Source organism: Streptomyces sp. NPDC001339, from assembly GCF_042895955.1.
Taxonomy (GTDB): domain Bacteria; phylum Actinomycetota; class Actinomycetes; order Streptomycetales; family Streptomycetaceae; genus Streptomyces.
The window spans coordinates 585,399-605,278 of record NZ_JBIAWT010000001.1 but is presented as its reverse complement, the minus strand read 5'-3'; the positions used below and the strand labels follow the sequence as shown (position 1 = coordinate 605,278).

The following is a 19,880-nucleotide window of genomic DNA, read 5'->3' as shown; positions in this document are numbered from 1 at the left end:
TTTTTACCCGTCTAACGAATCGCTGCGCTTGGCTTGCTTCCCACGTTTTTGGCTGCGGCGCCGTACCTTCCGTTTCGCCGTTGCGCCTGCGGCGGGCGTTGTGCGTCGGGTGCGGGTCCGCTCCTCCGGACTTCGTCCTGCGGTGCGGCCCCTCCCGTGAGGGGGAAGAAGGCAGGCCGGTGGGGGTGTGGGGAGTGGGTCGCTGCCCGCGGTCAGGGGGTGGTGGTCCAGAAGGCCGTGAGGGCTTTCGCCGTTCGCTCCGGCTGCTCCGCGTTCGGGGAGTGCTCGGCGCCCTGGATGACGGTGCGGTGCGCGGAGAGCCGCTCGGCCATGGCGTCCAGCCACGGCACGGGCCACGCGTAGTCCACGGCCCCGGAGATCACATGGGTGGCCAGCCCCGTACGGGCCAGTTCCGCGACCCGGTCGGGCTCCTCCAGCATCTGGCGGCCGGTCGCGATCAGCTGCTCGGGGACGGTGTTGAGCCAGCGGCGGTGCAGGTATGCGCGGATCTCCGGTGGTGTGGTGTCATCCGCCGCCTCCGGGGGATCCAGGTCGCGCATCGCCTGCCAGACGCTCTCCATGTCGAGCGAGCCGAGTGCGTCGATCAGCATCCGTACCCGGGCCTGCTGGGGTGCGTCGATGGCCGCCGGACCGGAGCTGAGGGCGGTCAGGGAGGCGAACGGGGCCGCGTCGAGCAGGACGGCGGCCCGGGTGATCAGCCCGCCCAGGGAGTGGCCCAGGAGGTGCAGCGGGCCGTCGCCGGACGCCTGGACGGCCCGCGCCTGGGCCAGTACGTCGAGGGCCAACTCCCGTTGGCTGTACGCCTGTTCATGGCGTGGGCCGGATGATTCGTGCTGGCCGCGGCCGTCCACCGCGACCGCCCGGAACCCGGCCGCCGCCAGCGGCGCCAGCATGGCGATGAAGTCCTCCTTGCCGGCGGTGAACCCGGGCACCAGCAGCACGGTCCCGATCGGCGCGCCGCCCTCGGGGCGGGCGTCGTGTACGGCGAAGGCGCCGCGGTCGGTGTCGAGTGGGTACGCGCGGGCGCACGGGGGCAGCGTCAGGGTCGGCGGCTTGCTCATGGACCGAGGCTATCCGGGCCACGGACCGTGATTGTCCGGGCCGGTACGCCGACGGCCCGGCGCCCGCGGGGAGCGGGGCCGGGCCGTCGGCCGGTGTGTGCCGGGTGTCAGCTCTCGGGCGTCGCCTCGGCCGGGGCGGCCTTGGCGCGGGTCCGGCGGCGGACCGGCTTGGCCTCGGCGGCCTCCGCCGTCTCCGTGGCCGGCTTGGCCGCGGCGGACTTACGGGTGCGCTTCGGCTTGGCCGGGGCGTCCTCGGCGGTGGCCTCGGCCGTCTTCTTCGCGGCGGCCGCGGTCTTCGTGGTCTTCCGCGTCCGCTTGGGCTTGGCCGGTGCGGCGTCCTCCGCCACCTCGGGGGCGGCCTCCGCCTCCGAGGCCGGTGCCGTCTCCGCGGCGGCCTTGGCGGCGGTGCGGGTACGGCGGCGCGGCTTGGCCGGAGCCTCGGCGGCGGCCGCCGGGCCCTCCGCCGTGTCCACGGCCTGCACCGCGGCCTCGGTCGCCTCGGCGGTCTCCGGGCGGGCGGCCCGGGTGCGACGGCGGCGGCGCGGCTGGGCGGGCACCTCCGGAGCCTCGGCGGTCTCCGCGCTGACCTCGGCGTCGGCCGGTGCGGTCTCCGTGGCGTCCGCCCCGGCGACCGGCACGCCGGCGGACTGGCTGCCCCGGGTACGACGGCGGCGGCGCGGCTGACGCGGCTCGTCGGCCTCGGTGGCGGCATCCGTCGACCCGGTCTCTTCCGCCTCGGGAGTGGCCGGGCCGTCCACCGGCGAGCCGCCGCGGGTACGGCGGCGCTGCCGTGGCGTACGGGTGCGCCGGGGGCGCTCCTCCGTCGCGTCGGCGCCCCGGCGGGAACCACGGCCGCGGCCGCCGGTCTCGCCCAGGTCCTCGACCTCTTCCGCGGCGAGCCCGGCCCGGGTGCGCTCGGCGCGCGGCAGCACGCCCTTGGTGCCCTCGGGGATGTTCAGCTGCTCGTAGAGGTGCGGCGAGGTGGAGTAGGTCTCCTCCGGCTCGTCGAACGGGAGCTCCAGCGCCTTGTTGATCAGCTTCCAGCGCGGGATGTCGTCCCAGTCGACGAGGGTGACCGCGGTGCCCTTGTTGCCCGCCCGGCCGGTGCGGCCGATGCGGTGCAGGTAGGTCTTCTCGTCCTCGGGGGACTGGTAGTTGATGACGTGCGTGACGCCCTCGACGTCGATACCGCGTGCGGCGACGTCGGTGCAGACCAGGACGTCGACCTTGCCGTTGCGGAAGGCGCGCAGCGCCTGCTCACGGGCGCCCTGGCCGAGGTCGCCGTGCACCGCGCCGGACGCGAAGCCGCGCCGGGCGAGCTGGTCGGCGATGTCGGCGGCGGTCCGCTTGGTACGGCAGAAGACCATGGCCAGACCGCGGCCGTCGGCCTGCAGGATGCGGGCGACCATCTCCGGCTTGTCCAGGGAGTGCGCGCGGTAGACGTGCTGGGTGATGTTGGCGACCGTCGCGCCCTCGTCGTCCGGCGCGGTGGCACGGATGTGGGTGGGCTGCGACATGTAGCGGCGGGCGAGGGAGATGACCTGGCCCGGCATGGTCGCGGAGAAGAGCATGGTCTGCCGCTTGGCGGGCAGCAGCTGGATGATCTTCTCGACGTCGGGCAGGAAGCCCAGGTCGAGCATCTCGTCGGCCTCGTCCAGCACGAGGGTGCGGACGTGCGAGAGATCCAGCTTCTTCTGCCCGGCCAGGTCCAGCAGCCGGCCCGGGGTGCCGACGACGACGTCGACGCCCTTCTGCAGCGCCTCGACCTGCGGCTCGTAGGCCCGGCCGCCGTAGATCGCCAGCACTCGGACGTTACGGACCTTGCCGGCGGTGAGCAGGTCGTTGGTGACCTGGGTGCACAGCTCGCGGGTCGGGACCACCACGAGGGCCTGCGGCGCGTCGGTCAGCTCCTCGGGCCGGGCGCGGCCCGCCTCGATGTCGGCGGGGACCCGGACGCACTCGATGAGCGGCAGGCCGAAGCCCAGGGTCTTGCCGGTGCCGGTCTTGGCCTGGCCGATGACGTCGTTGCCGGAGAGGGCGACGGGGAGCGTCAGCTCCTGGATGGGAAAGGGGGAGATGATGCCGACGGCCTCAAGGGCTTCGGCCGTCTCGGGGAAAATTCCGAGGTCTCGAAACGTGGACAGGATCTTGCCTCTTCTGTGAGACGCGGCGTGAGGCGGCGAAGGGGGTCGTACCGCTCCGTCGTACGGGGGTCGTACGGGTCCGGCTTGATGACGGCCGGTGGGGCGGGACCACTGCCAACGCTCAGGCACTCCTGCCGCGAGCGGTGTCCCTCCTGCTGTGCGTACGTCGCGTACGCGCCGCGGGGGAGGGCGGTCGGTTTGGAGCCGATCGGGCCACCGACCGGGCATCCGCTTCGTGGAACGACCCACCGGTTACCGGCAGGTCCAAATACCACTGTACCCCGGATAGCGCGTACCCATCCGAAGGCGTGTATGAGTGAGGAATACATCACGTCGCCGCGCACCGCCCGGCAGCGGCTGCGCGCGGCCGTTCCCACCGGTGATCGGAAGTGGCCGGGCAGGGCCTTCCCCGCGCCGCTGAGCGGGCTATTGTGCCGGTCATGGGAACGCCTGACAACGCCGCTGCCAACGCGCAAGAAACCACCGGGATCGCCGCCCAGAACTGGGCGCGGGCATCCGCCGACCCGCAGTACCGGGCCGCCGTGATCGACCTGCTCGGCGCGCTCGCGTACGGCGAGCTGTCCGCCTTCGAGCGGCTGGCGGAGGACGCCAAGCTCGCGCCGACGATGGACGACAAGGCCGAACTGGCCAAGATGGCCTCGGCCGAGTTCCACCACTTCGAGCGGCTTCGGGACCGGCTCGCGCAGATCGAGGCGGAGCCGAACGAGGCGATGGAGCCGTTCGCCGGCGCCCTCGACGAGTTCCACCGGCAGACCGCGCCGTCGGACTGGCTGGAGGGCCTGGTCAAGGCATATGTCGGCGACTCGATCGCCAGTGACTTCTACCGGGAGGTCGCGGCCCGGCTGGATTCGGACACCCGCGGTCTGGTGCTGGCCGCGCTGGACGACACCGGGCACGCGTCGTTCGCGGTCGAGAAGGTGCGCGCGGCCATCGACGCCGACCCGCGGGTCGGCGGACGGCTCGCGCTGTGGGCGCGGCGGCTGATGGGCGAGGCGCTCTCGCAGGCCCAGCGGGTCGTCGCGGACCGTGACGCGCTCTCCACGATGCTGGTGGGCGGGGTCGCCGACGGCTTCGACCTGGCGGAGGTGGGCCGGATGTTCTCCCGGATCACCGAGGCGCACACCAAGCGGATGGCGGCGCTGGGGCTGGCAGCCTGACGTACGGCCTGACGTACGGCGTACCGGTCGCCGATCGACGGCCGAGCGACGGGGCCGGGCGGTGCATCCGTCCGGCCTCTGTTGTCAGCGGGTGTGGTCGGCCCTCTGTTGAGCGGGCGATGCCGGCCCGCTGCTGTCAGCAGGCCGTCCGGTGGCTCTTCAGGGGAGCGGCCGGCCGCCGGAGACGGTGGCGCGCGGGGCGTACCAGGACGGAGAGCAGGGCCGCGCCCACCGCCACCGCGGCGACCAGGACCTGGACGGGGTGCCCGGGGCCGAGGATCGAACGGGTCAGCAGCGCGCCGAGCAGCGCCGCGGCCGGGCCCGTCGCCAGGGTCAGGGTGCGCGCGGGGAAGCGGTCGGGCAGCCGGCGCATGGCGGACAGGGCGATGACGAAGCCGATGAGGACCGCTCCGAGCGCTTCCCAGATCATGCTGTTCCCTCCCGCGTGCCGTGGTGGGCCGCGTGTCGACGCCGATGGCGCGGTGCCGGCGACGCGGTGCCGCTGATTCCGCTCATTCCGTGCCGAGACAGTCCGTGCCGACCGGTTCACTTCCTGACGGCCGGACGAACAAATCGGTCGTAGGCGGTCGTACCCAAGGGCTCGCGGCAGCAACCCTCCTGTCCCGGATCACCTGCCTGATCAGCGGACCCGGACCGACCCGAACGGCCTGAACTGCAAAAAGGCGGCGGCCCGGGAGAAAATTCCCGGGCCGCCGCCTTTGTCGGCTACGGGCGCCGCGGTCGGCGCCCCGTCGCTCAGAGCGCGCCGAAACCGACCTTGCGGCCGGTCGGCTCGCCGAGCTCCACATAGGCCAGCCGGTCCGCCGGGACCAGGACCCTGCGGCCGTGTTCGTCCTCCAGCTTCAGCAGCTCCGACTTGCCGGCCAGCGCCTCGGCCACCGCGCGCTCGACCTCCTCGGCAGGCTGCGAGCTCTCGATGACGATCTCGCGGGGCGCGTACTGCACGCCGATCTTGACCTCCACGGCCTATGTCCCTCCGACGGTCCGGCCCCCAGCGTCAGACTGGGGGAGGGTGCGCGGCCATCCGCGCCGTATGCAGCACAGATTAGCCCGGTACGGGGACGCGCAGGACGCCGCGCCCCACGCCCGCAGCGAACACGGCGGGCGGACCGGAGCCGGGCCCCGACAGCGCCAGGGCCCGGCGCGTCGGCCGGTGCGTGCCGTCGAGCGGGTTCAGTGGGTGTCGCTGCCGTGCAGCGGGAAGCCGGCGATGCCCTTCCAGGCGAGCGAGGTGAGCAGGGCCACCGCGGTCTCCCGGGGGACCTGGCTCCCGGAGGACAGCCAGTAGCGCGCCACCACCTGGGAGACGCCGCCGAGGCCCACCGCGAGCAGCATCGACTCGTCCTGCGTCAGGCCGGTGTCCTCGGCGATCACCTCGGCCATCGCCTCGGCGCACTCCAGCGACACCTTGTCCACCCGCTCGCGGACGGCCGGCTCGTTGGTCAGATCCGACTCGAAGACCAGCCGGAACGCGCCGCCCGGGTCCTCGACGTAGGCGAAGTAGGCGTCCATCGTGGCCGCGACCCGCTGCTTGTTGTCGGTCGTCGATGCCAGCGCCGTGCGCACAGCCTGGAGCAGCGCCTCGCAGTGCTGGTCCAGCAGCGCGAGGTAGAGGTCCAGCTTGCCCGGGAAGTGCTGGTAGAGCACCGGCTTGCTGACGCCCGCCCGCTCGGCGATGTCGTCCATCGCGGCCGCGTGGTAACCCTGCGCGACGAACACTTCCTGGGCCGCGCCCAGGAGCTGGTTGCGCCGGGCGCGGCGTGGCAGGCGTGTGCCCCGCGGGCGCGCCGCCTCGGTCTGCTCGATGGCGCTCACGCTGCCTCCCAGAAGTCGTTCCGTCCGCGGTCCGTACAAGGTGATGCTGCACCGCGCCCGCCATCGTACTTTTGGGTAACGGGGCTGTGCGCGGCATGGGACGAGAAATTCTCCCCGGTGCCGTGCGCGCAACCCGACATAACGCCCCAGGTCATCGGTATTCGTCTTCGTTGAGCTCGACGACCCGGGCCTGCTCGGCACGGTCGGCCTCGTTGGCCGAGTCCGGGTCCGCGCCGGCGGGGAGTGAATTGTCGTGGTGCGGCGCCAGCTCGGCGTGCTGTTCCGCGGCATCCGCCTCCGGCGCCTCCACGTCGATGTCGGCGGCGTCGGTGTCCTCAAGGTCCTCGAACGTGTCCGGGTCTGTCGGATCGACCGGCATGGTGACTGCCTTTCTGAAGGCCTTCGCGCGGGCTCGCGGCGTCTGCTGGTGCCTGGCATGAAAACAGGTACGAGCGGCTGCCCCTGCTTAAGAGCCTAGGAGAGCCGCGGCGTGGGCGCGATGCGGTGTGTGACGGCGCACACATGATCGAGGGCGTGATCATCTCGTAACATCGACCCCATGTCTTCGACCGAGTCGCCGGACGCCGCGACCGCCGCCCTCCCGGTGCCGCCGGCCGGCCCCGGGCCGTGCGAGGCGGCGGAGACGGTGCGCACCGTGACCCTCCCGGGCCTGACGCTGACCGTACGGACACCGGACGGCGACGGACGGGGCGGCGCCGGAGGCGGAGGTGCCGGGCAGGCCCGCGAGCCCGCGCTCTACGTCCACGGACTCGGCGGCTCCTCACGGAACTGGTCCGCCCTGATGCCGCTGCTCGCCGACCGCCTGGACGGCGAGGCGATCGACCTGCCCGGCTTCGGGCAGTCCCCGCCGCCGGCCGACGGCAACTACTCCGTCTCCGCGCAGGCCCGTACGGTCATCCGCCATCTCGACGCGTCCGGCCGCGGTCCCGTCCACCTCATAGGCAACTCGATGGGCGGCGCGGCCGTGACCCGGGTCGCCGCCGCGCGCCCGGACCTGGTCCGCACCCTCACGCTGGTCTCGCCGGCCCTGCCCGAGCTGCGGCCGCAGCTGACGGCGGTGCCCACGGCGCTGCTCGCCGTCCCCGGCCTCGCCACGCTCTTCAGCCGGCTCACCCGGGACTGGACGCCCGAGCGTCGCACCCGGGAGGTGCTGGCGCTCTGTTACGGCGATCCCGGCCGGGTCAGCCCGGAAGGGTTCGGCGCGGCGGTCGACGAGTTCACCCGCAGGCTCCAACTCCCTTATTTCTGGGAGGTGATGGAGCGCTCGGCGCGCGGTCTGGTGAACGCGTACACGCTCGGCGGACAGCACAATCTGTGGCGTCAGGCAGAACGGGTGCTCGCCCCCACCCTTCTCGTCTACGGTGGACGCGACCGTCTGGTGTCCTTCCGGATGGCACGGCGGGCGGCCGCGGCGTTCCGCGGTGCGCGGCTGCTGACGCTGCCGGAGGCGGGGCACGTGGCGATGATGGAGTACCCGGAGGCGGTGGCGCGGGCTGTCCGCGACCTGCTCGACTCCGGCCCGACCGAGACGACCGCCGATGCGGGCAGGAGCTGACACGCCCCATGGGACGCCATAGCCGCCGAGGCCGGCCGGAGTCCGCGGCGGACGCCGCGGAGCCGGTCATACCGACGACCGGAGCACCGACCACGGGAGCTCCGGTTCCCGGACCCGGGCCGGGGCGCCGCAGGCGCGCGCCTGCGGACGGCGACACGGCCCGCGGCGGGCACCCCGAGCAGCGCGAACCGGGCGGCGGCTGGGGCGCGTTCCCGGGCGCGCCGGCGTCGCCGGTACCGCCGGAGCGGACCGCGCCGCGGGTTCCCCGGCCGCGTACGGAGATGCCCGGTGCGCCGCGTACGGAGACGCCCGGCGCCCAGCCTCCGGTGGACTTCCCGCTCGGCCCGGTGCCGGGAGGTGCTCCCGGGGGCGGTGCCCGTGCCGTACCGGACGGCGGGCGGGGCCCGCGGCGCGAGTACGTGGAGGCCTTCGACCGGCGGCTCCCGGGTGCGGACCATGCGGCCGGAGCGCCCGATGGGCCGGTGGGGCCGGAGGCCGCCCATGGGGTCGCCGCCGGGGGGTTCGACGCCGCCCGCGGGCCGGCGGAGTCCGGCGCGGACGACGGCGCCGGCGAGGGCCCGGACACGGTGCGGCACGGCGCCGGGCGGGGCGGCCGGGGCCGGACGTTCACCGGGGCCGCCGCGGCGGCGGTGACCACCGTGCTGGCCGTGGTCATCGCGGGCCAGGTCGCCGAGCAGCGCGAGGCGGGCGGCGCTCAGCAGCCCCGCAGCGGCAGCGACCGCGCCGACGGCGGCGGCGACACCTCCCGGTCGCACAACAGGCCCACCCCGGCCGCCAGGCCCGCCACGTACGACGAGAAGATGGCGCAGGTCTTCCCGCTGTCGGCGGACATGACCGCCGGCGGCCGGTTCCGGCCGGTCGGCGGCGATGCCAAGGCGCCCGGGTCCGGCACGGTGAAGCGCTACCGCGTCGACATCGAGGAGGGGCTGCCGCTGGACGGTGAGCTGTTCGCCGAGGCGGTCCACCGGACCCTCAACGACGAACGGAGCTGGGCGCACGGCGGGCAGCGGACCTTCCAGCGGGTGGCGTCCGGCCACGCCGACTTCGTGATCACGCTGGCGAGTCCGGGGACCACCGCGAAGTGGTGTGCCAAGTCCGGGCTCGACACCACCGAGGACAACGTCTCCTGCGACTCGGCGATGACCGAACGCGTCATGATCAACGCCTACCGGTGGGCGCAGGGCGCCACGACCTACGGGCCCGACAAGATGTTCGCGTACCGCCAGATGCTGATCAACCACGAGACCGGCCACCGGCTCGGCCACGACCACGAGTCCTGTTCCCGGCGGGGCGCACTGGCCCCGGTGATGATGCAGCAGACGAAGTTCCTGACGACGGACGGTGCGACCTGCCGTCCCAACGCCTGGCCGTTCCCCGCAGGTTCCTGACGGGCCGCTCCCGGGCCGCCCCGTGCGGGCGGGTCTCCCCGTACGGGCCGCTCCCTGGCGCGTCCGGGGCGTGCTGAGCCCTGACGTATAGCGCGTAAAAACTTCCTGAGGGGCGGAAAGTTACGTGCTTTCACCCCTTCCGGTGGTGCGATGGACAACCGTCCATCGCACCACCGGGCCTTTTGCATAGCTTCTTCCTGCACATGGCGGCGGCGGTGCGGTCTCCCCCAAGGGCCTTCGACGGGCTCCGGCCCGGGACCCCCGTCGTCAGGACGCCGACAGGGACGCCGACATGGGAGGACGGGGGTGCGGCTGTGCGCGTGGGACTGCTCACCGAGGGTGGCTACCCGTACGCGACGGGTGAGTCGCCTGCGTGGTGCGATCGGCTCGTACACGGGCTCACCGGCCATGACTTCGAGGTCTACGCCCTGACCACCCCGGACCGCCGGGACGCGAGCGCACGGCGCGGCCTCCCGGAGCACGTACGGACGGTGCGCAGCGCGCCCCTGTGGGGCGAGTTCCCCGCCGAGCACCACCGGACCGCCGAGGAGCGCCGGGGCCGCACCCCCGGGCGGCGCGCGCGGCGGCGCTTCACCGAGCACTTCGGCACCCTGGTCACGGCCTTCGCCGAGGCCCCGCCCGGGGGCGCGCCGACGGGCCCGGTCGCGCTCCCCGGCACCTCCCCGGCGGGTAAGGCGGACCGTTTCGCCAGTGGCCTCTACGGGCTGGCCGCATGCGCCCGGGAGGACGGCGGCCTGCCCGCCCTGCTCCGCTCCGAGGACGCCGTCCGCACACTGGAGACCGCCTGCCACGGCCCCCGGGCGCTGCCCGCCTCCCACGGCGCGCGGGTCAGCGACCTGCTGGCGGTCGCGGAGGAGCTCGAACTCGCGCTGCGCCCGCTGTCGTTGGACTGGTACGGCGACCGGGACACCGCCGGCCTCGACGGAGTGGACCTCTGCCACGCCACGTCCGGCGGCGCGGCGGCCCTCCCCGGACTGCTGGCCAAATGCTTCTTCGGTACCCCGCTGCTGGTCACCGAGTACGGCGTACGGCTGCGCGAGCACTACCTCGCGCGCGCTGCGGCACCCGTGCGTGCCCCGGTGCGCGCGCTGCTCGCCGCCTTCGAGGGCGCGCTGGCCGCCGAGACGTACGCCCAGGCCGCCCTCATCACCCCCGGCAACACCCACGCGCGCCGCTGGCAGGAGCGCTGCGGCGCGGACCGCGCCCGGCTGCGCACCGTCTACCCCGGGATGGACGCCGGCCGCTTCGCCGCCGTCGCGGACGCCCCGGCCGACGACTCCACGACGCTGGTGTGGGTCGGCGCCATTGAACCCGCGAAGGACCTGGTCGCGCTGCTGCACGCGTTCGCCGAGGTCCGCAAGGCCGAGCCGGAGGCCACCCTGCGGATCATCGGCCGGATGGGCCGCGACCCCCGGGCGCCCGGGTACCTCGGGCACTGCCGGGCGCTGGCGGCCCAGCTCTTCCCGGACGAGGCCGCCGACGACCGCACCGTCGGGGAGAACCCGGTCAGCTTCGAGGAGATCGGCAGCCCCGGCGTACCGACCCTGGAGGACGCCTACGCCTCCGCCGCCGTGGTGGTGCTCTCCAGCATCGTCGAAGGGTTTCCGCGCTCCCTTGTGGAGGCGATGTTCTGCGGCCGGGCCACGGTGTCGACCGATGCCGGTGCGGTCTGCGAAGTCATCGGCGGCACCGGCCTGGTCGTCCCGTCGCGCAACCCGCGCGCACTCGCCGAGGCCTGCCGCGCCCTGCTCGCCGACCCGGACCGCCGGGCCCGGCTGGGCGCCGCCGCCCGGGCGCGGGCGCTCGAACTCTTCACCGCCGAGCAGAACATCGCGGCATTTCGTGGCATCTACCTGGAGCTGATCTCGCAGGCCCCGGCCCGCCCGGCCGACTGCCGGGCGCGGGACGCGCAGGGGGTACCGCAGCCCTTCGACCGGCCTCCCGAGGCTCATGTGCCCGGCCGCTGGACGGTGGCCGGTGCCGGTACCTCCGCCGCGGCCGGTGCGCGGCAGTCGGCCGGGCGGACGCCGAGCTGGGCGGTGCCGGAGGGGGCGCGGGCCGCCGGGGTACCGGCGCCGGCCGACGGGACCGACGGGACCGACGGGACCGACGGGACTGGCGGGACTGGCGGGACTGGCCGGACCGGGGGAGCCGGGGGAGCGGTCGGCGTCGAAGGGATGCGGTGAGCGGTGGAACGGAGGGGCCGGATCGGCCGAACAGGCCGAGCGCGTCGAACGGGGCCTGAGCTGGGGACTGTTGCCCAGCTCACGCCGGGGGCGTCCCTGCTCAGGGAGAGCGGGGGAGTGTGGTCAGGGTGAGGGAGATGGCAGCGGTGACCGGTGTGCTGGACGTGATGTGTGTGATGGGCGTGGTGGGCGTGGCTCTGGTGACGGGCATGACGGACGTGGCCCATGCCGGCAATCGCGACGGCCTCCGCCGATGGCGGACTCGCATGTCGAAGGCCCTTGGGGCAGGCCGGTCCGGCGGCCCGGCGTACGCGGGCGGGCGCGCCCTCCCGGCCGGCGCCGCGCGCCCGCGCCGGACAATCGCCGCGCGCCTCCGCACCGGCCCCGGCCAGGGCGGCGGCACATGCGCCCCCGACACCGGGGAGGACGTATGACCGCCACCGACGAGGGCACCGCCCGTGCCGCCATGGACCGCGAACGGGCAGCCGTGGACTGCGAACGGGCCGCCATGGACCACGAACCGGCAGCGGTGGACCATGAACGGGCCGTCGTGGACCGGGCCGTGGGGCGGGGCGCGGTGCCTCGCAAGGACGCTGCCGCCCGCCCCCCGCGCCGCGGTCCCGCCGACCCCGTACGGGTGCTGATGCACCGTCACCGAAGGCTCTGCGCACAGGCCGTCGACCCGTTGGAGATCGCCGCCGGCCTGGAGGCGCACGGAGTCACTGACCGAACGGCCGCGCGCTTCCGGCACCGTGACGTCTTCTCCCTGGCCGAGGAGCTCTACGCCCGGGTGCCACGCGCGGAGTCCGACGCCACCGGGCCGGGCGCCGGGGCCGACCGCGGAGCCGGCAACGGGTCCTTCCGTGGGCCCTCTCAGGGGCCCGGGGACAGGCCGGCGGCAGGGGCGGCGCCGGGGCAGGCGGAGGGGCGCCAGGGCCGGTCCCCCGCCCAACGCTGGTTCGCCGTGCCGCAGTTGCTCCCCGGCGCCGTCTGCGTCGCCACCGTGACCACCGTCACCGTTCTCGCCTCGGTGACGGGCGACGAGGCAACCCCCCTGCTCCGCATGGCCGTCGGTGTCCTCGGCGCGGTCCTGCTCGGTCTCGCCGTCCGGCTCGCCGTACGGACCGGACCGCTGCGGCCGCACCACCCCGGCGCCGGATCACGGACCACCGGCCTGTGGACCTGCTGGACGGCCGGCTACGCGGTGTACGGCGACTGGCTGCTCGGTCAGCTGCTGGCCGGCGGCCCCGACCTCCCGTACGCCCCGCCACAGGCCGTCGTCGCCCCCGTGGTGGCGCTGTCCCTCGCCGTCCTCCCCGCGGCCGGCTGCGCCCGCTGGTTCGCGGAACGCGGGCAGCGCCGCCTGGCCGCCAGCCGCGGCCTGACCGAGTTCGCCGCCCGGGTGCGGCCGCTGCTACTCACCGCCGCCCTGCTCTTCCTGGGCGCGCTGACCGCGCTGCTCGTGGCGGCGGGGGCGGTCCTCGGGACGGGCGGTGGCGGCGCCCTCACGGTCGTGGCAGCCGCCGCGCTCGGGCTGCTGCTCTTCCTCGCCCGGCTGCTCACCGTCCACGGCTTCCCCGAGGCGGCCGCGGCGGGCCTGGCCTCGGCCGCCGCCCTGGAGGGGCTCGCCCTGGGGCTGGTGCTGACCGCCCGGCTTCCCGGTCTGGCTCCGCTCGGCGTCCCGGTCGAGGCGCTGACCGCCACCGCCGGGCCGGCCGCGGTACCCGCCGTGGCCTGCACGGCCGCCGCCCTCGGCCTGCTCGTCCACGGCCTGCGGGTGCTCACCGGCGCCTGCGCGCACGCGCCCGCCCCGATCCGAACCCGGACCCGAACCCCGACCGGAACCCTGACCGGGACCCTGACCGGAACGGGGTACACGGCCGGCCCGGGAAAGGCGCACCGGCCGTGACCCTCCGGACGACCGCGGGCCCCACGACGCCTCCGTCCCCTACGGGGCATCCCCGTACAGGACGTCCCCGTACAGGACGTCCCCGTACAAGACGTCCTCATGCAGGACGTCCCCATGCAGGACCTCCCCGTACAGGGCATCCCCCTACGGGTACCCCCGCCCCGTACCACCCCCGGAGCGGCACCCCCGGAGCGGCGCCCCGGAACGGCCCCTCCGGACCCTTCACCGCGGACCCCACCCCCCACGTGGCCGCCGCCCCCGAGGCGGACGCCGCACCGGCACCCGAAGCCGACCACTTCCCACGAACCGTTTGAGGAGCACGAGACATGAACGTCCAGCCGATCACAGGCCACGCGGACCGGGGGGTCGCACGATGAGGGTGCTGCTCATCGGCGCCAACGGCTACCTCGGCCGCTTCGTCGCCGACCGCCTGCTCGCCGACCCCGCCGTCCAGCTCACCGCCCTCGGGCGGGGCGACGACGCCGACGTCCGCTTCGACCTGGCCACCGGCAGCCCCGGTGCGCTCACCCGCTTCCTCGACGCGGTGCACCCCGGTGTGGTCGTCAACTGCGCGGGCGCCACCCGGGGCGGCGCCCGCGAGCTGACCCGGCACAACACCGTCGCGGTCGCCACCATCTGTGAATCGCTGCGGCGCAGCGGCTGCGGCGCCCGGCTCGTCCACCTGGGCTGCGCCTCCGAGTACGGGCCCTCCCAGCCCGGTTCCTCGACCGCCGAGGACGCCGTGCCGCGCCCCGGAGGGCCGTACGGTGTCAGCAAACTGGCCGCCACCGAACTCGTCCTGGGCTCCGGCCTCGACGCCGTCGTCCTGCGGGTCTTCTCGCCGGTCGGCCCCGGCACCCCCGCGGGCTCGCCGCTCGGCCGGCTCGCCGAGGCGATGCGCCGCGCCATGCAGTCCGGCGACAGCGAGCTCAAGCTCGGCGGGCTCGGCGTGCATCGGGACTTCGTCGACGTACGGGACGTCGCCCGGGCCGTGCACGCCGCCTCGCTGTCCGCCGCGCAGGGGGTCGTCAACATCGGGACGGGCCGCGCGGTACGGCTGCGCGAGGCCGCGTCCGTGCTCGCCCGGGTCGCCGGCTTCGGCGGTGCCCTGCACGAGCTGGACTCCCCGCCGGCCCGGCTGGTCATCCCCGGTCCGGCCGACGGCCATCCGGCCGGCTCGCCGCCCGCGACCTACCCGTACCCGGACGGCTGCGGCACCTGGCAGCAGGCCGACGTCCGCACCGCGCGCGACCGGCTCGGCTGGCGTCCCCGGATCGGCCTGGAGGAGTCCCTGGCCGACATCTGGATGGAGGCCGCGTGCCGTATCTGAACGACCCGGCGGACGCCACCCGGGCCCGCACCACCGCTCTGCCCGCATCTCTGCCCGCATCTCCGCCCACCGGTCTGCCCACCGGCTCACCCCGCTCCATGAGACGGGCGTCCGTGTGCTGGGACGACCGCCGTGACCTGGGAGGAGGTGCCGGGGAGGCGCGCTGCCCGGCTACTGGGACGATTCCGTCTCGCACATCGGACCGGGTGTCTCGGAATGAAGAAGGGCGTGGCAGTGTTACGGAAAGACAGCCAGTCCTCAGATACCGACCAACCCCTTGTTGAGGTCATCCGTGTCGCTGCCACCCCTGGTCGAGCCCGCTCCGGAGCTCACCGTCGACGAGGTCCGCAGGTACTCCCGCCACCTGATCATCCCCGATGTCGGGATGGCCGGGCAGAAGCGGCTGAAGAACGCCAAGGTGCTGTGTGTCGGCGCCGGCGGCCTGGGCTCACCCGCGCTGATGTATCTCGCCGCGGCCGGTGTGGGCACGCTCGGCATCGTGGAGTTCGACGAGGTCGACGAGTCCAACCTGCAGCGCCAGATCATCCACAGCCAGGCGGACATCGGCCGCTCCAAGGCCGCGTCCGCCAAGGACACGGTCCTGGGCATCAACCCGTACGTCACGGTCAACCTGCACGAAGAGCGCCTCGACTCCACGAACGTCATGGAGCTCTTCGCCCAGTACGACCTGATCGTGGACGGCACGGACAACTTCGCCACCCGCTATCTGGTCAACGACGCCTGCGTACTGCTGAACAAGCCGTACGTCTGGGGTTCGATCTACCGCTTCGACGGCCAGGCCTCGGTCTTCTGGTCAGAGCACGGTCCCTGCTACCGCTGCCTGTACCCGGAGCCCCCGCCGCCGGGCATGGTGCCGTCCTGCGCCGAGGGCGGCGTCCTGGGCGTGCTGTGCGCCTCGATCGGCTCCATCCAGGTCAACGAGGCGATCAAGCTGCTCGCCGGCATCGGTGAGCCGCTGGTCGGCCGCCTGATGATCTACGACGCCCTGGAGATGACGTACCGCCAGGTCAAGGTCCGCAAGGACCCGGACTGCGCGGTCTGCGGCGAGAACCCGACCGTCACCGAGCTCATCGACTACGAGGCCTTCTGCGGTGTCGTGTCCGAGGAGGCCCAGGAGGCGGCGGCGGGTTCGACGATCACCCCGCGGCAGCTCAAGGAGTGGATCGACGCCGACGAGAAGATCGACATCATCGACGTCCGTGAGCCCAACGAGTTCGAGATCGTCTCCATCCCCGGCGCCCGGCTGGTCCCGAAGAACGAGTTCCTGATGGGCAGCGCCCTCCAGGACCTCCCGCAGGACCGGAAGATCGTCCTGCACTGCAAGACGGGCGTCCGCTCCGCCGAGGTCCTCGCCGTACTGAAGTCCGCGGGCTTCTCCGACGCGGTGCACGTCGGCGGCGGTGTCATCGGCTGGGTCAACACGGTCGAGCCGGAGAAGCCGGTCTACTAGGCACGTCTCCTGGGCAACACCCCGTGACGCGAGAGGCGCCGGTCCCGTGCGGACCGGCGCCTCATCCATGCGCCTCATCTGTGCGCCTCATCCATGCCCGCCGCTCAGGGCGGCCCTAGATCTCGCCCCGGCGCGTCAGATAGGTGAAGGCCAGCCAGCCCGGCAGCACCGGCAGCCAGAAGACCATCAGCCGGAACAGCAGCACAGCCGGGAACGCGGTGTCACCGGCGAGTCCGGCGATCGTCAGCGCGGTGAGCAGTGCACTCTCGACGGCTCCCAGACCACCCGGCGTCGGGGCGGCCGAACCCAGTGCGTTCCCGGCGAGGAAGGCGACCGCGATGCTCGCGTAACTGAGCGTGTCGCCGCCGCCGAACGCCCGGATCGAGGCGTCCAGGCACATCACGTTCGCCGCCGTCAGCAGCAGCATCCCGCCGATGCCGGCGACCAGCTTCCGCGGCCGCTGGAGGATGTCCAGCATCCGCGGGACCACACCCGCGAACAGCGACCGCACCCGCGTCAGGACGAACTTCCGCAGCGCCGGCACCGCCGTGACGATCAGCACCAGTACGGCCACGGTCAGCAGCCCGGCGATCACCGTACGGGATGGCGAGATGTCCTGCGTCTGCTCGGTGCCGGTCAGATAGCCGAAGGCCAGCAGCAGGAGGATGTGGCTGCCGAGACCGAAGAGCTGGGACGCGCCGACGCTGGCCACCGCCAGGCCCGGACGGACCCCGGCGCGCTGGAGGAAGCGGGTGTTCAGCGCCACCCCGCCGATCGCGGCGGGAGCCACCAGCTTCACGAAGTTCCCCGCGACCTGCGCGACGACCGTCTTGCCGAACGGCACCTTCTCCGTGACGAACCCCAGCAGGCTCATCGCCGCCGCCGGGTACGTCAGCGCCGAGAAGAACATCGCCACCAGCACCCACCACCACTGGGCCTCGCTGATCACATCGCCCAGGTTGAAGTTAGCCAGCTGCGACAACAGCAGATACACCGCGACCGCGCCGGCGATCCAGCTGAGCAGGATCCGCGGACTGAGCCGCTCCAGCTTCGCCGGTTCGATCACCGCGGTCGGCTGGATCAGCAGGACCTGCCGGCGGATCTGGGCCAGCAGATCCTCCTCGCGGGCCGCCTCCGTGGCCTCGTCCAGCGCCCGCTTCTCGGCGTGCTTCTCCGCGTGCCGCTCGGCCCGCAGCGTCTTGCGGTCCTTGCGGCCCGCCGCCCCCCGCGCCTCCCGCGCCTCCTTGGCGGCCTGCGACGCCGCCAGCACCGCCTCGCGCTCCCGCTTGGCGCGCTCCCGGGCCAGCTGCCGCAGCGTGGCCCGGGTGGTGCGGCTGAGCGCGATCGGCTGCAGCATCGGCAGGCTGTCCGCGACCGCGTCCGGGCCGAGCACCTCGACGGCCGAGGCCACCGCCCGCTCGGCGCCGACCCGCAGCCCCAGGGTGGCGAGCAGCTGGGCGATGTCCATCCGGAGCACCAGATCACCGGCCGCGATCTCCCCGCCGCGCAGATCCGTCAGCACGACATTGCCGGAACGATCCACCAGCAGGGCGTCCCCGACCAGCCGCCGGTGCGCGATCCGCCGGGACTGCAACGCCTCGACCTGCCGCCACGCGCTGTGCATCAGCGCGTCGGTGATCTCCTCGTCGGCGAGCGAGTCGAGGGTCCGGCCCCCGATGTGCTCGTAGACCAGCATCACCGCGTCCGGGCCGAGCTCCGAGGTGGCGATCAGCTTGGGCGCGTTGGCGCCCGCCGCGATGGCCGCGTACGCCAGCAGCGCCTCCTGCTCCAGTGCCTGGCGCAGCGACTGCAGACTGCGGCGCTGGTTGATGCCGCCGCGCAGCGACAGCCGCCGCCACACCCGGTAGAAGAACCCCTGGGCCTGCTGTTCGCGGTCGACGACGGTGACGTCGATGGGCGGGCCGTCCTCCAGGGTGACGAGGTAGCGGCGGCCGCGGTCGGTGTTCTCGTGCTGCTCCGGGCCGGTCGCGTCCTCCGCGCGCAGCGCGCTCACCGGGCGGAAGCCGACCCGGCGCAGACCCGCGAGGAGGTTCTGGCCGGTGGGGCGGACGTTGGGGGAGCCCACGGCGTAGACGGTGCCGTAGGCGACGGTCCAGCCGATCAGCACCGTCGTGATGATCGCGAACGGGGTGGTGTACTTCCCCACCAGCACCGCGAACGCCTCCAGCAGCAGTACGCCCCACATCGCGACCCGCCAGCGCGGCCGCCGGGACATCCCCACCGCCGTCATATAGGCGATCACCGGCGCCAGATAGCTGTGCACCGGAGCGGAGAGCGAGCCGTTCGCCAGCGGCTGGGTCAGCGCGACCCGGATGGAGGCGGGCGCGGCCTCGGCCACCCACAGGTCGGTGGCGAGCGACACCCCGTGCGCGAGGACGGCGGCGAGCACCCCGTCCGCGATCCGCAGCCCGTCCCGCTTGATCAGCCGCTCCACGGCGAACGCCACCGGCACCAGCAGCACCGCGACGCTGGACGTCAGCCCCGCGAGGCTGATCAGCAGCGCGGGCGCCGCCTTGGCGCCGGTGCCGATGTCCCGTGCCAGGCCCGCGGTGGTGCCGTGGGCGAAGGTGGCCAGGCCGAGGACGAGGGCGATCCCGACGATACCGAGCAGCAGCCGGAGCAGATCGGCGGGCCGGTGCACCCGGGCGGGCAGCAGCGGCTCGTCGCCGGAGACCCGGTCGACGTGGAATTCGCCGTACTCCCGCCCCTCGTGCTCCTCCGGAACCTGGTTCCGCTCGCGCTCCTCCCGGTCGCGCCGGCCGCGCTCGTCGCGCTGGGCTGGTTCGGGCTCCCTGGGCCCCTGTGGCCTCTTGGACGCCCCTGGTCGTTCGGCCTTCTTGATCGTGCTCGCCTTCTCGGTAGCGGACGCCGTGCCCGGCCTCCGTCGGTGCTCGACGGGCAGCGCCTCAGGGGCGCCCGCCTCCCGCGGAGGCGCCGCACCCTGCTGCTCGGCCGTCTCTTCTTGATCTCGTATCACCAGTCACCGTCCGGAAGATGGTGGCACGGCCGGCCGGTGGAGGGGGGCATCAGGGTGCATTTCGGGGGTACCGCAAACGGAACATCCTCCGCCGCTGCCGGTACGGGGTGGCCGGTACGCCCGCCCGTCGCCGTACCGGCGCAGGTGCACGCCGCCCCCTTGGCACCGGGCCGCCGACGCCGTGCGGCCGGCCTCCCGGAGGGTGCGGGACCGTGTGTCCGCTCCCATTGTCGGTGCCGTACGGCAAGATGGGCCGAATGAGTGGGACGGGAGATGCCGAGCCCGGCTTCAAGCCTGGCACCGAGGCCGGCCTCGAAGCGGGTGATCTGCCCGAGTACGCGGAGCGCGTACTGGCCGTCGCCGAGCTGATCCCCGCGGGGCGGGTGATGACGTACGGGGATGTCGCGGAGTGGCTCGAAGAGGCAGGCCCCAGGCAGGTGGGGCGGGTGATGGCGCTCTACGGTGGCGCGGTGCCCTGGTGGCGGGTGGTGCGCGCGGACGGCCGGCTGCTGCCCGGCGCCGAGCTGCGCGCCCTGGCGCACTACCGCGAGGAGGGCACACCGCTGCGGGAGGCCGGGAAGGCGGCAGTCGAGGGGGGCGCGCGAAGCGCATCGATGAGGGGTGGAGGTCGGGTGACGGGCGGGCACATACCGCGGCTCGATATGCGGCGGGCCCGGTGGGACGGCCGGCAGGCCGGCGACGGCACCGATTAGCGTGTACGGCGGCACGCGGCCGTAAGG

Annotated in this window: 16 protein-coding genes; 9 read left to right on the top strand and 7 right to left on the bottom strand. The window is 73.9% G+C overall.

Annotated features, from left to right (window positions below):
• Nucleotides 1-212: 212 nt before the first annotated feature.
• Together ACFY12_RS02575 and ACFY12_RS02570 are read right to left on the bottom strand one after the other, a co-directional pair.
• The gene (locus ACFY12_RS02575) at nucleotides 213-1,082 is read right to left on the bottom strand and encodes an alpha/beta fold hydrolase (RefSeq protein ID WP_390713847.1); all 870 of its coding nucleotides are present in this window, start codon (nucleotides 1,080-1,082) and stop codon (nucleotides 213-215) included.
• 107 nt (nucleotides 1,083-1,189) lie between these two features.
• The gene (locus tag ACFY12_RS02570) at nucleotides 1,190-3,355 is read right to left on the bottom strand and encodes a DEAD/DEAH box helicase (RefSeq protein ID WP_390713846.1); all 2,166 of its coding nucleotides are present in this window, start codon (nucleotides 3,353-3,355) and stop codon (nucleotides 1,190-1,192) included.
• A gap of 311 nt (nucleotides 3,356-3,666) precedes the next feature.
• Here ACFY12_RS02570 and ACFY12_RS02565 point away from each other — a divergent pair, with 311 nt between their 5' ends.
• Nucleotides 3,667-4,404 carry a ferritin-like fold-containing protein gene (locus ACFY12_RS02565; protein ID WP_390713845.1) on the top strand — a complete coding sequence of 246 codons (738 nt, stop codon included), beginning with the start codon at nucleotides 3,667-3,669 and terminating at the stop codon, nucleotides 4,402-4,404.
• A 136-nt stretch (nucleotides 4,405-4,540) separates the two neighbouring features.
• On the opposite strand, the gene ACFY12_RS02560 is transcribed toward ACFY12_RS02565, so the two are convergent.
• The 4 genes from ACFY12_RS02560 to ACFY12_RS02545 all read right to left on the bottom strand — a co-directional run bounded on the left by ACFY12_RS02560 (nucleotide 4,541) and on the right by ACFY12_RS02545 (nucleotide 6,619).
• On the bottom strand, nucleotides 4,541-4,834 hold the full coding sequence (locus tag ACFY12_RS02560) for a hypothetical protein (protein WP_390713844.1): 294 nt from the start codon (nucleotides 4,832-4,834) through the stop codon (nucleotides 4,541-4,543).
• A 326-nt stretch (nucleotides 4,835-5,160) separates the two neighbouring features.
• Entirely contained in the window at nucleotides 5,161-5,388 is a 228-nt protein-coding gene (locus ACFY12_RS02555; protein WP_390713843.1) for a DUF3107 domain-containing protein, read from the bottom strand.
• Between the two features lie 210 nt (nucleotides 5,389-5,598).
• Nucleotides 5,599-6,240: a TetR/AcrR family transcriptional regulator gene (locus ACFY12_RS02550; protein WP_390713842.1), complete on the bottom strand. Its 642-nt coding sequence runs from the start codon at nucleotides 6,238-6,240 to the stop codon at nucleotides 5,599-5,601.
• Nucleotides 6,241-6,391: 151 nt separating this feature from the next.
• Nucleotides 6,392-6,619, bottom strand: coding sequence for a hypothetical protein (locus tag ACFY12_RS02545; protein WP_390713841.1), 228 nt, complete (start codon nucleotides 6,617-6,619; stop codon nucleotides 6,392-6,394).
• Nucleotides 6,620-6,799: 180 nt separating this feature from the next.
• Here ACFY12_RS02545 and ACFY12_RS02540 point away from each other — a divergent pair, with 180 nt between their 5' ends.
• The 7 genes from ACFY12_RS02540 (at nucleotide 6,800) to moeZ (ending at nucleotide 16,142) form a co-directional block, all read left to right on the top strand.
• Entirely contained in the window at nucleotides 6,800-7,816 is a 1,017-nt protein-coding gene (locus tag ACFY12_RS02540; protein ID WP_390713840.1) for an alpha/beta fold hydrolase, read from the top strand.
• Nucleotides 7,817-7,824: 8 nt separating this feature from the next.
• Nucleotides 7,825-9,225, top strand: coding sequence for a DUF3152 domain-containing protein (locus tag ACFY12_RS02535; protein ID WP_390713839.1), 1,401 nt, complete (start codon nucleotides 7,825-7,827; stop codon nucleotides 9,223-9,225).
• Nucleotides 9,226-9,539: 314 nt separating this feature from the next.
• Nucleotides 9,540-11,432, top strand: a complete 1,893-nt coding sequence (locus tag ACFY12_RS02530) for a DUF3492 domain-containing protein (protein WP_390713838.1) — start codon at nucleotides 9,540-9,542, stop codon at nucleotides 11,430-11,432.
• A gap of 137 nt (nucleotides 11,433-11,569) precedes the next feature.
• The gene (locus tag ACFY12_RS02525) at nucleotides 11,570-11,866 is read left to right on the top strand and encodes a hypothetical protein (RefSeq protein ID WP_390713837.1); all 297 of its coding nucleotides are present in this window, start codon (nucleotides 11,570-11,572) and stop codon (nucleotides 11,864-11,866) included.
• Nucleotides 11,863-13,341 carry a hypothetical protein gene (locus tag ACFY12_RS02520; RefSeq protein ID WP_390713836.1) on the top strand — a complete coding sequence of 493 codons (1,479 nt, stop codon included), beginning with the start codon at nucleotides 11,863-11,865 and terminating at the stop codon, nucleotides 13,339-13,341. Before ACFY12_RS02525 ends, ACFY12_RS02520 begins: the two co-directional genes overlap by 4 nt.
• A gap of 373 nt (nucleotides 13,342-13,714) precedes the next feature.
• Entirely contained in the window at nucleotides 13,715-14,671 is a 957-nt protein-coding gene (locus ACFY12_RS02515) for an NAD-dependent epimerase/dehydratase family protein (RefSeq protein ID WP_390713835.1), read from the top strand.
• Nucleotides 14,672-14,963: 292 nt separating this feature from the next.
• The gene (moeZ, locus tag ACFY12_RS02510; protein WP_390713834.1) at nucleotides 14,964-16,142 is read left to right on the top strand and encodes an adenylyltransferase/sulfurtransferase MoeZ; all 1,179 of its coding nucleotides are present in this window, start codon (nucleotides 14,964-14,966) and stop codon (nucleotides 16,140-16,142) included.
• A 115-nt stretch (nucleotides 16,143-16,257) separates the two neighbouring features.
• On the opposite strand, the gene ACFY12_RS02505 is transcribed toward moeZ, so the two are convergent.
• On the bottom strand, nucleotides 16,258-19,140 hold the full coding sequence (locus ACFY12_RS02505; RefSeq protein ID WP_390713833.1) for a lysylphosphatidylglycerol synthase domain-containing protein: 2,883 nt from the start codon (nucleotides 19,138-19,140) through the stop codon (nucleotides 16,258-16,260).
• 257 nt (nucleotides 19,141-19,397) lie between these two features.
• Between ACFY12_RS02505 and ACFY12_RS02500 the strand changes: the two genes are divergently transcribed.
• Nucleotides 19,398-19,853: an MGMT family protein gene (locus ACFY12_RS02500; RefSeq protein ID WP_390713832.1), complete on the top strand. Its 456-nt coding sequence runs from the start codon at nucleotides 19,398-19,400 to the stop codon at nucleotides 19,851-19,853.
• The last annotated feature ends 27 nt before the right edge of the window (nucleotides 19,854-19,880 follow it).

Excerpts from the sequence above, each read along its gene's own strand:
- ACFY12_RS02575 (WP_390713847.1), bottom strand. The coding sequence starts at position 1,082 with ATGAGCAAGCCGCCGACCCTGACGCTGCCCCCGTGCGCCCGCGCGTAC.
- ACFY12_RS02565 (WP_390713845.1), top strand. The coding sequence starts at position 3,667 with ATGGGAACGCCTGACAACGCCGCTGCCAACGCGCAAGAAACCACCGGG.
- ACFY12_RS02560 (WP_390713844.1), bottom strand. The coding sequence starts at position 4,834 with ATGATCTGGGAAGCGCTCGGAGCGGTCCTCATCGGCTTCGTCATCGCC.
- ACFY12_RS02545 (WP_390713841.1), bottom strand. The coding sequence starts at position 6,619 with ATGCCGGTCGATCCGACAGACCCGGACACGTTCGAGGACCTTGAGGAC.
- ACFY12_RS02540 (WP_390713840.1), top strand. The coding sequence starts at position 6,800 with ATGTCTTCGACCGAGTCGCCGGACGCCGCGACCGCCGCCCTCCCGGTG.
- ACFY12_RS02535 (WP_390713839.1), top strand. The coding sequence starts at position 7,825 with ATGGGACGCCATAGCCGCCGAGGCCGGCCGGAGTCCGCGGCGGACGCC.
- ACFY12_RS02525 (WP_390713837.1), top strand. The coding sequence starts at position 11,570 with ATGGCAGCGGTGACCGGTGTGCTGGACGTGATGTGTGTGATGGGCGTG.
- ACFY12_RS02520 (WP_390713836.1), top strand. The coding sequence starts at position 11,863 with ATGACCGCCACCGACGAGGGCACCGCCCGTGCCGCCATGGACCGCGAA.
- ACFY12_RS02515 (WP_390713835.1), top strand. The coding sequence starts at position 13,715 with ATGAGGGTGCTGCTCATCGGCGCCAACGGCTACCTCGGCCGCTTCGTC.
- ACFY12_RS02500 (WP_390713832.1), top strand. The coding sequence starts at position 19,398 with ATGAGTGGGACGGGAGATGCCGAGCCCGGCTTCAAGCCTGGCACCGAG.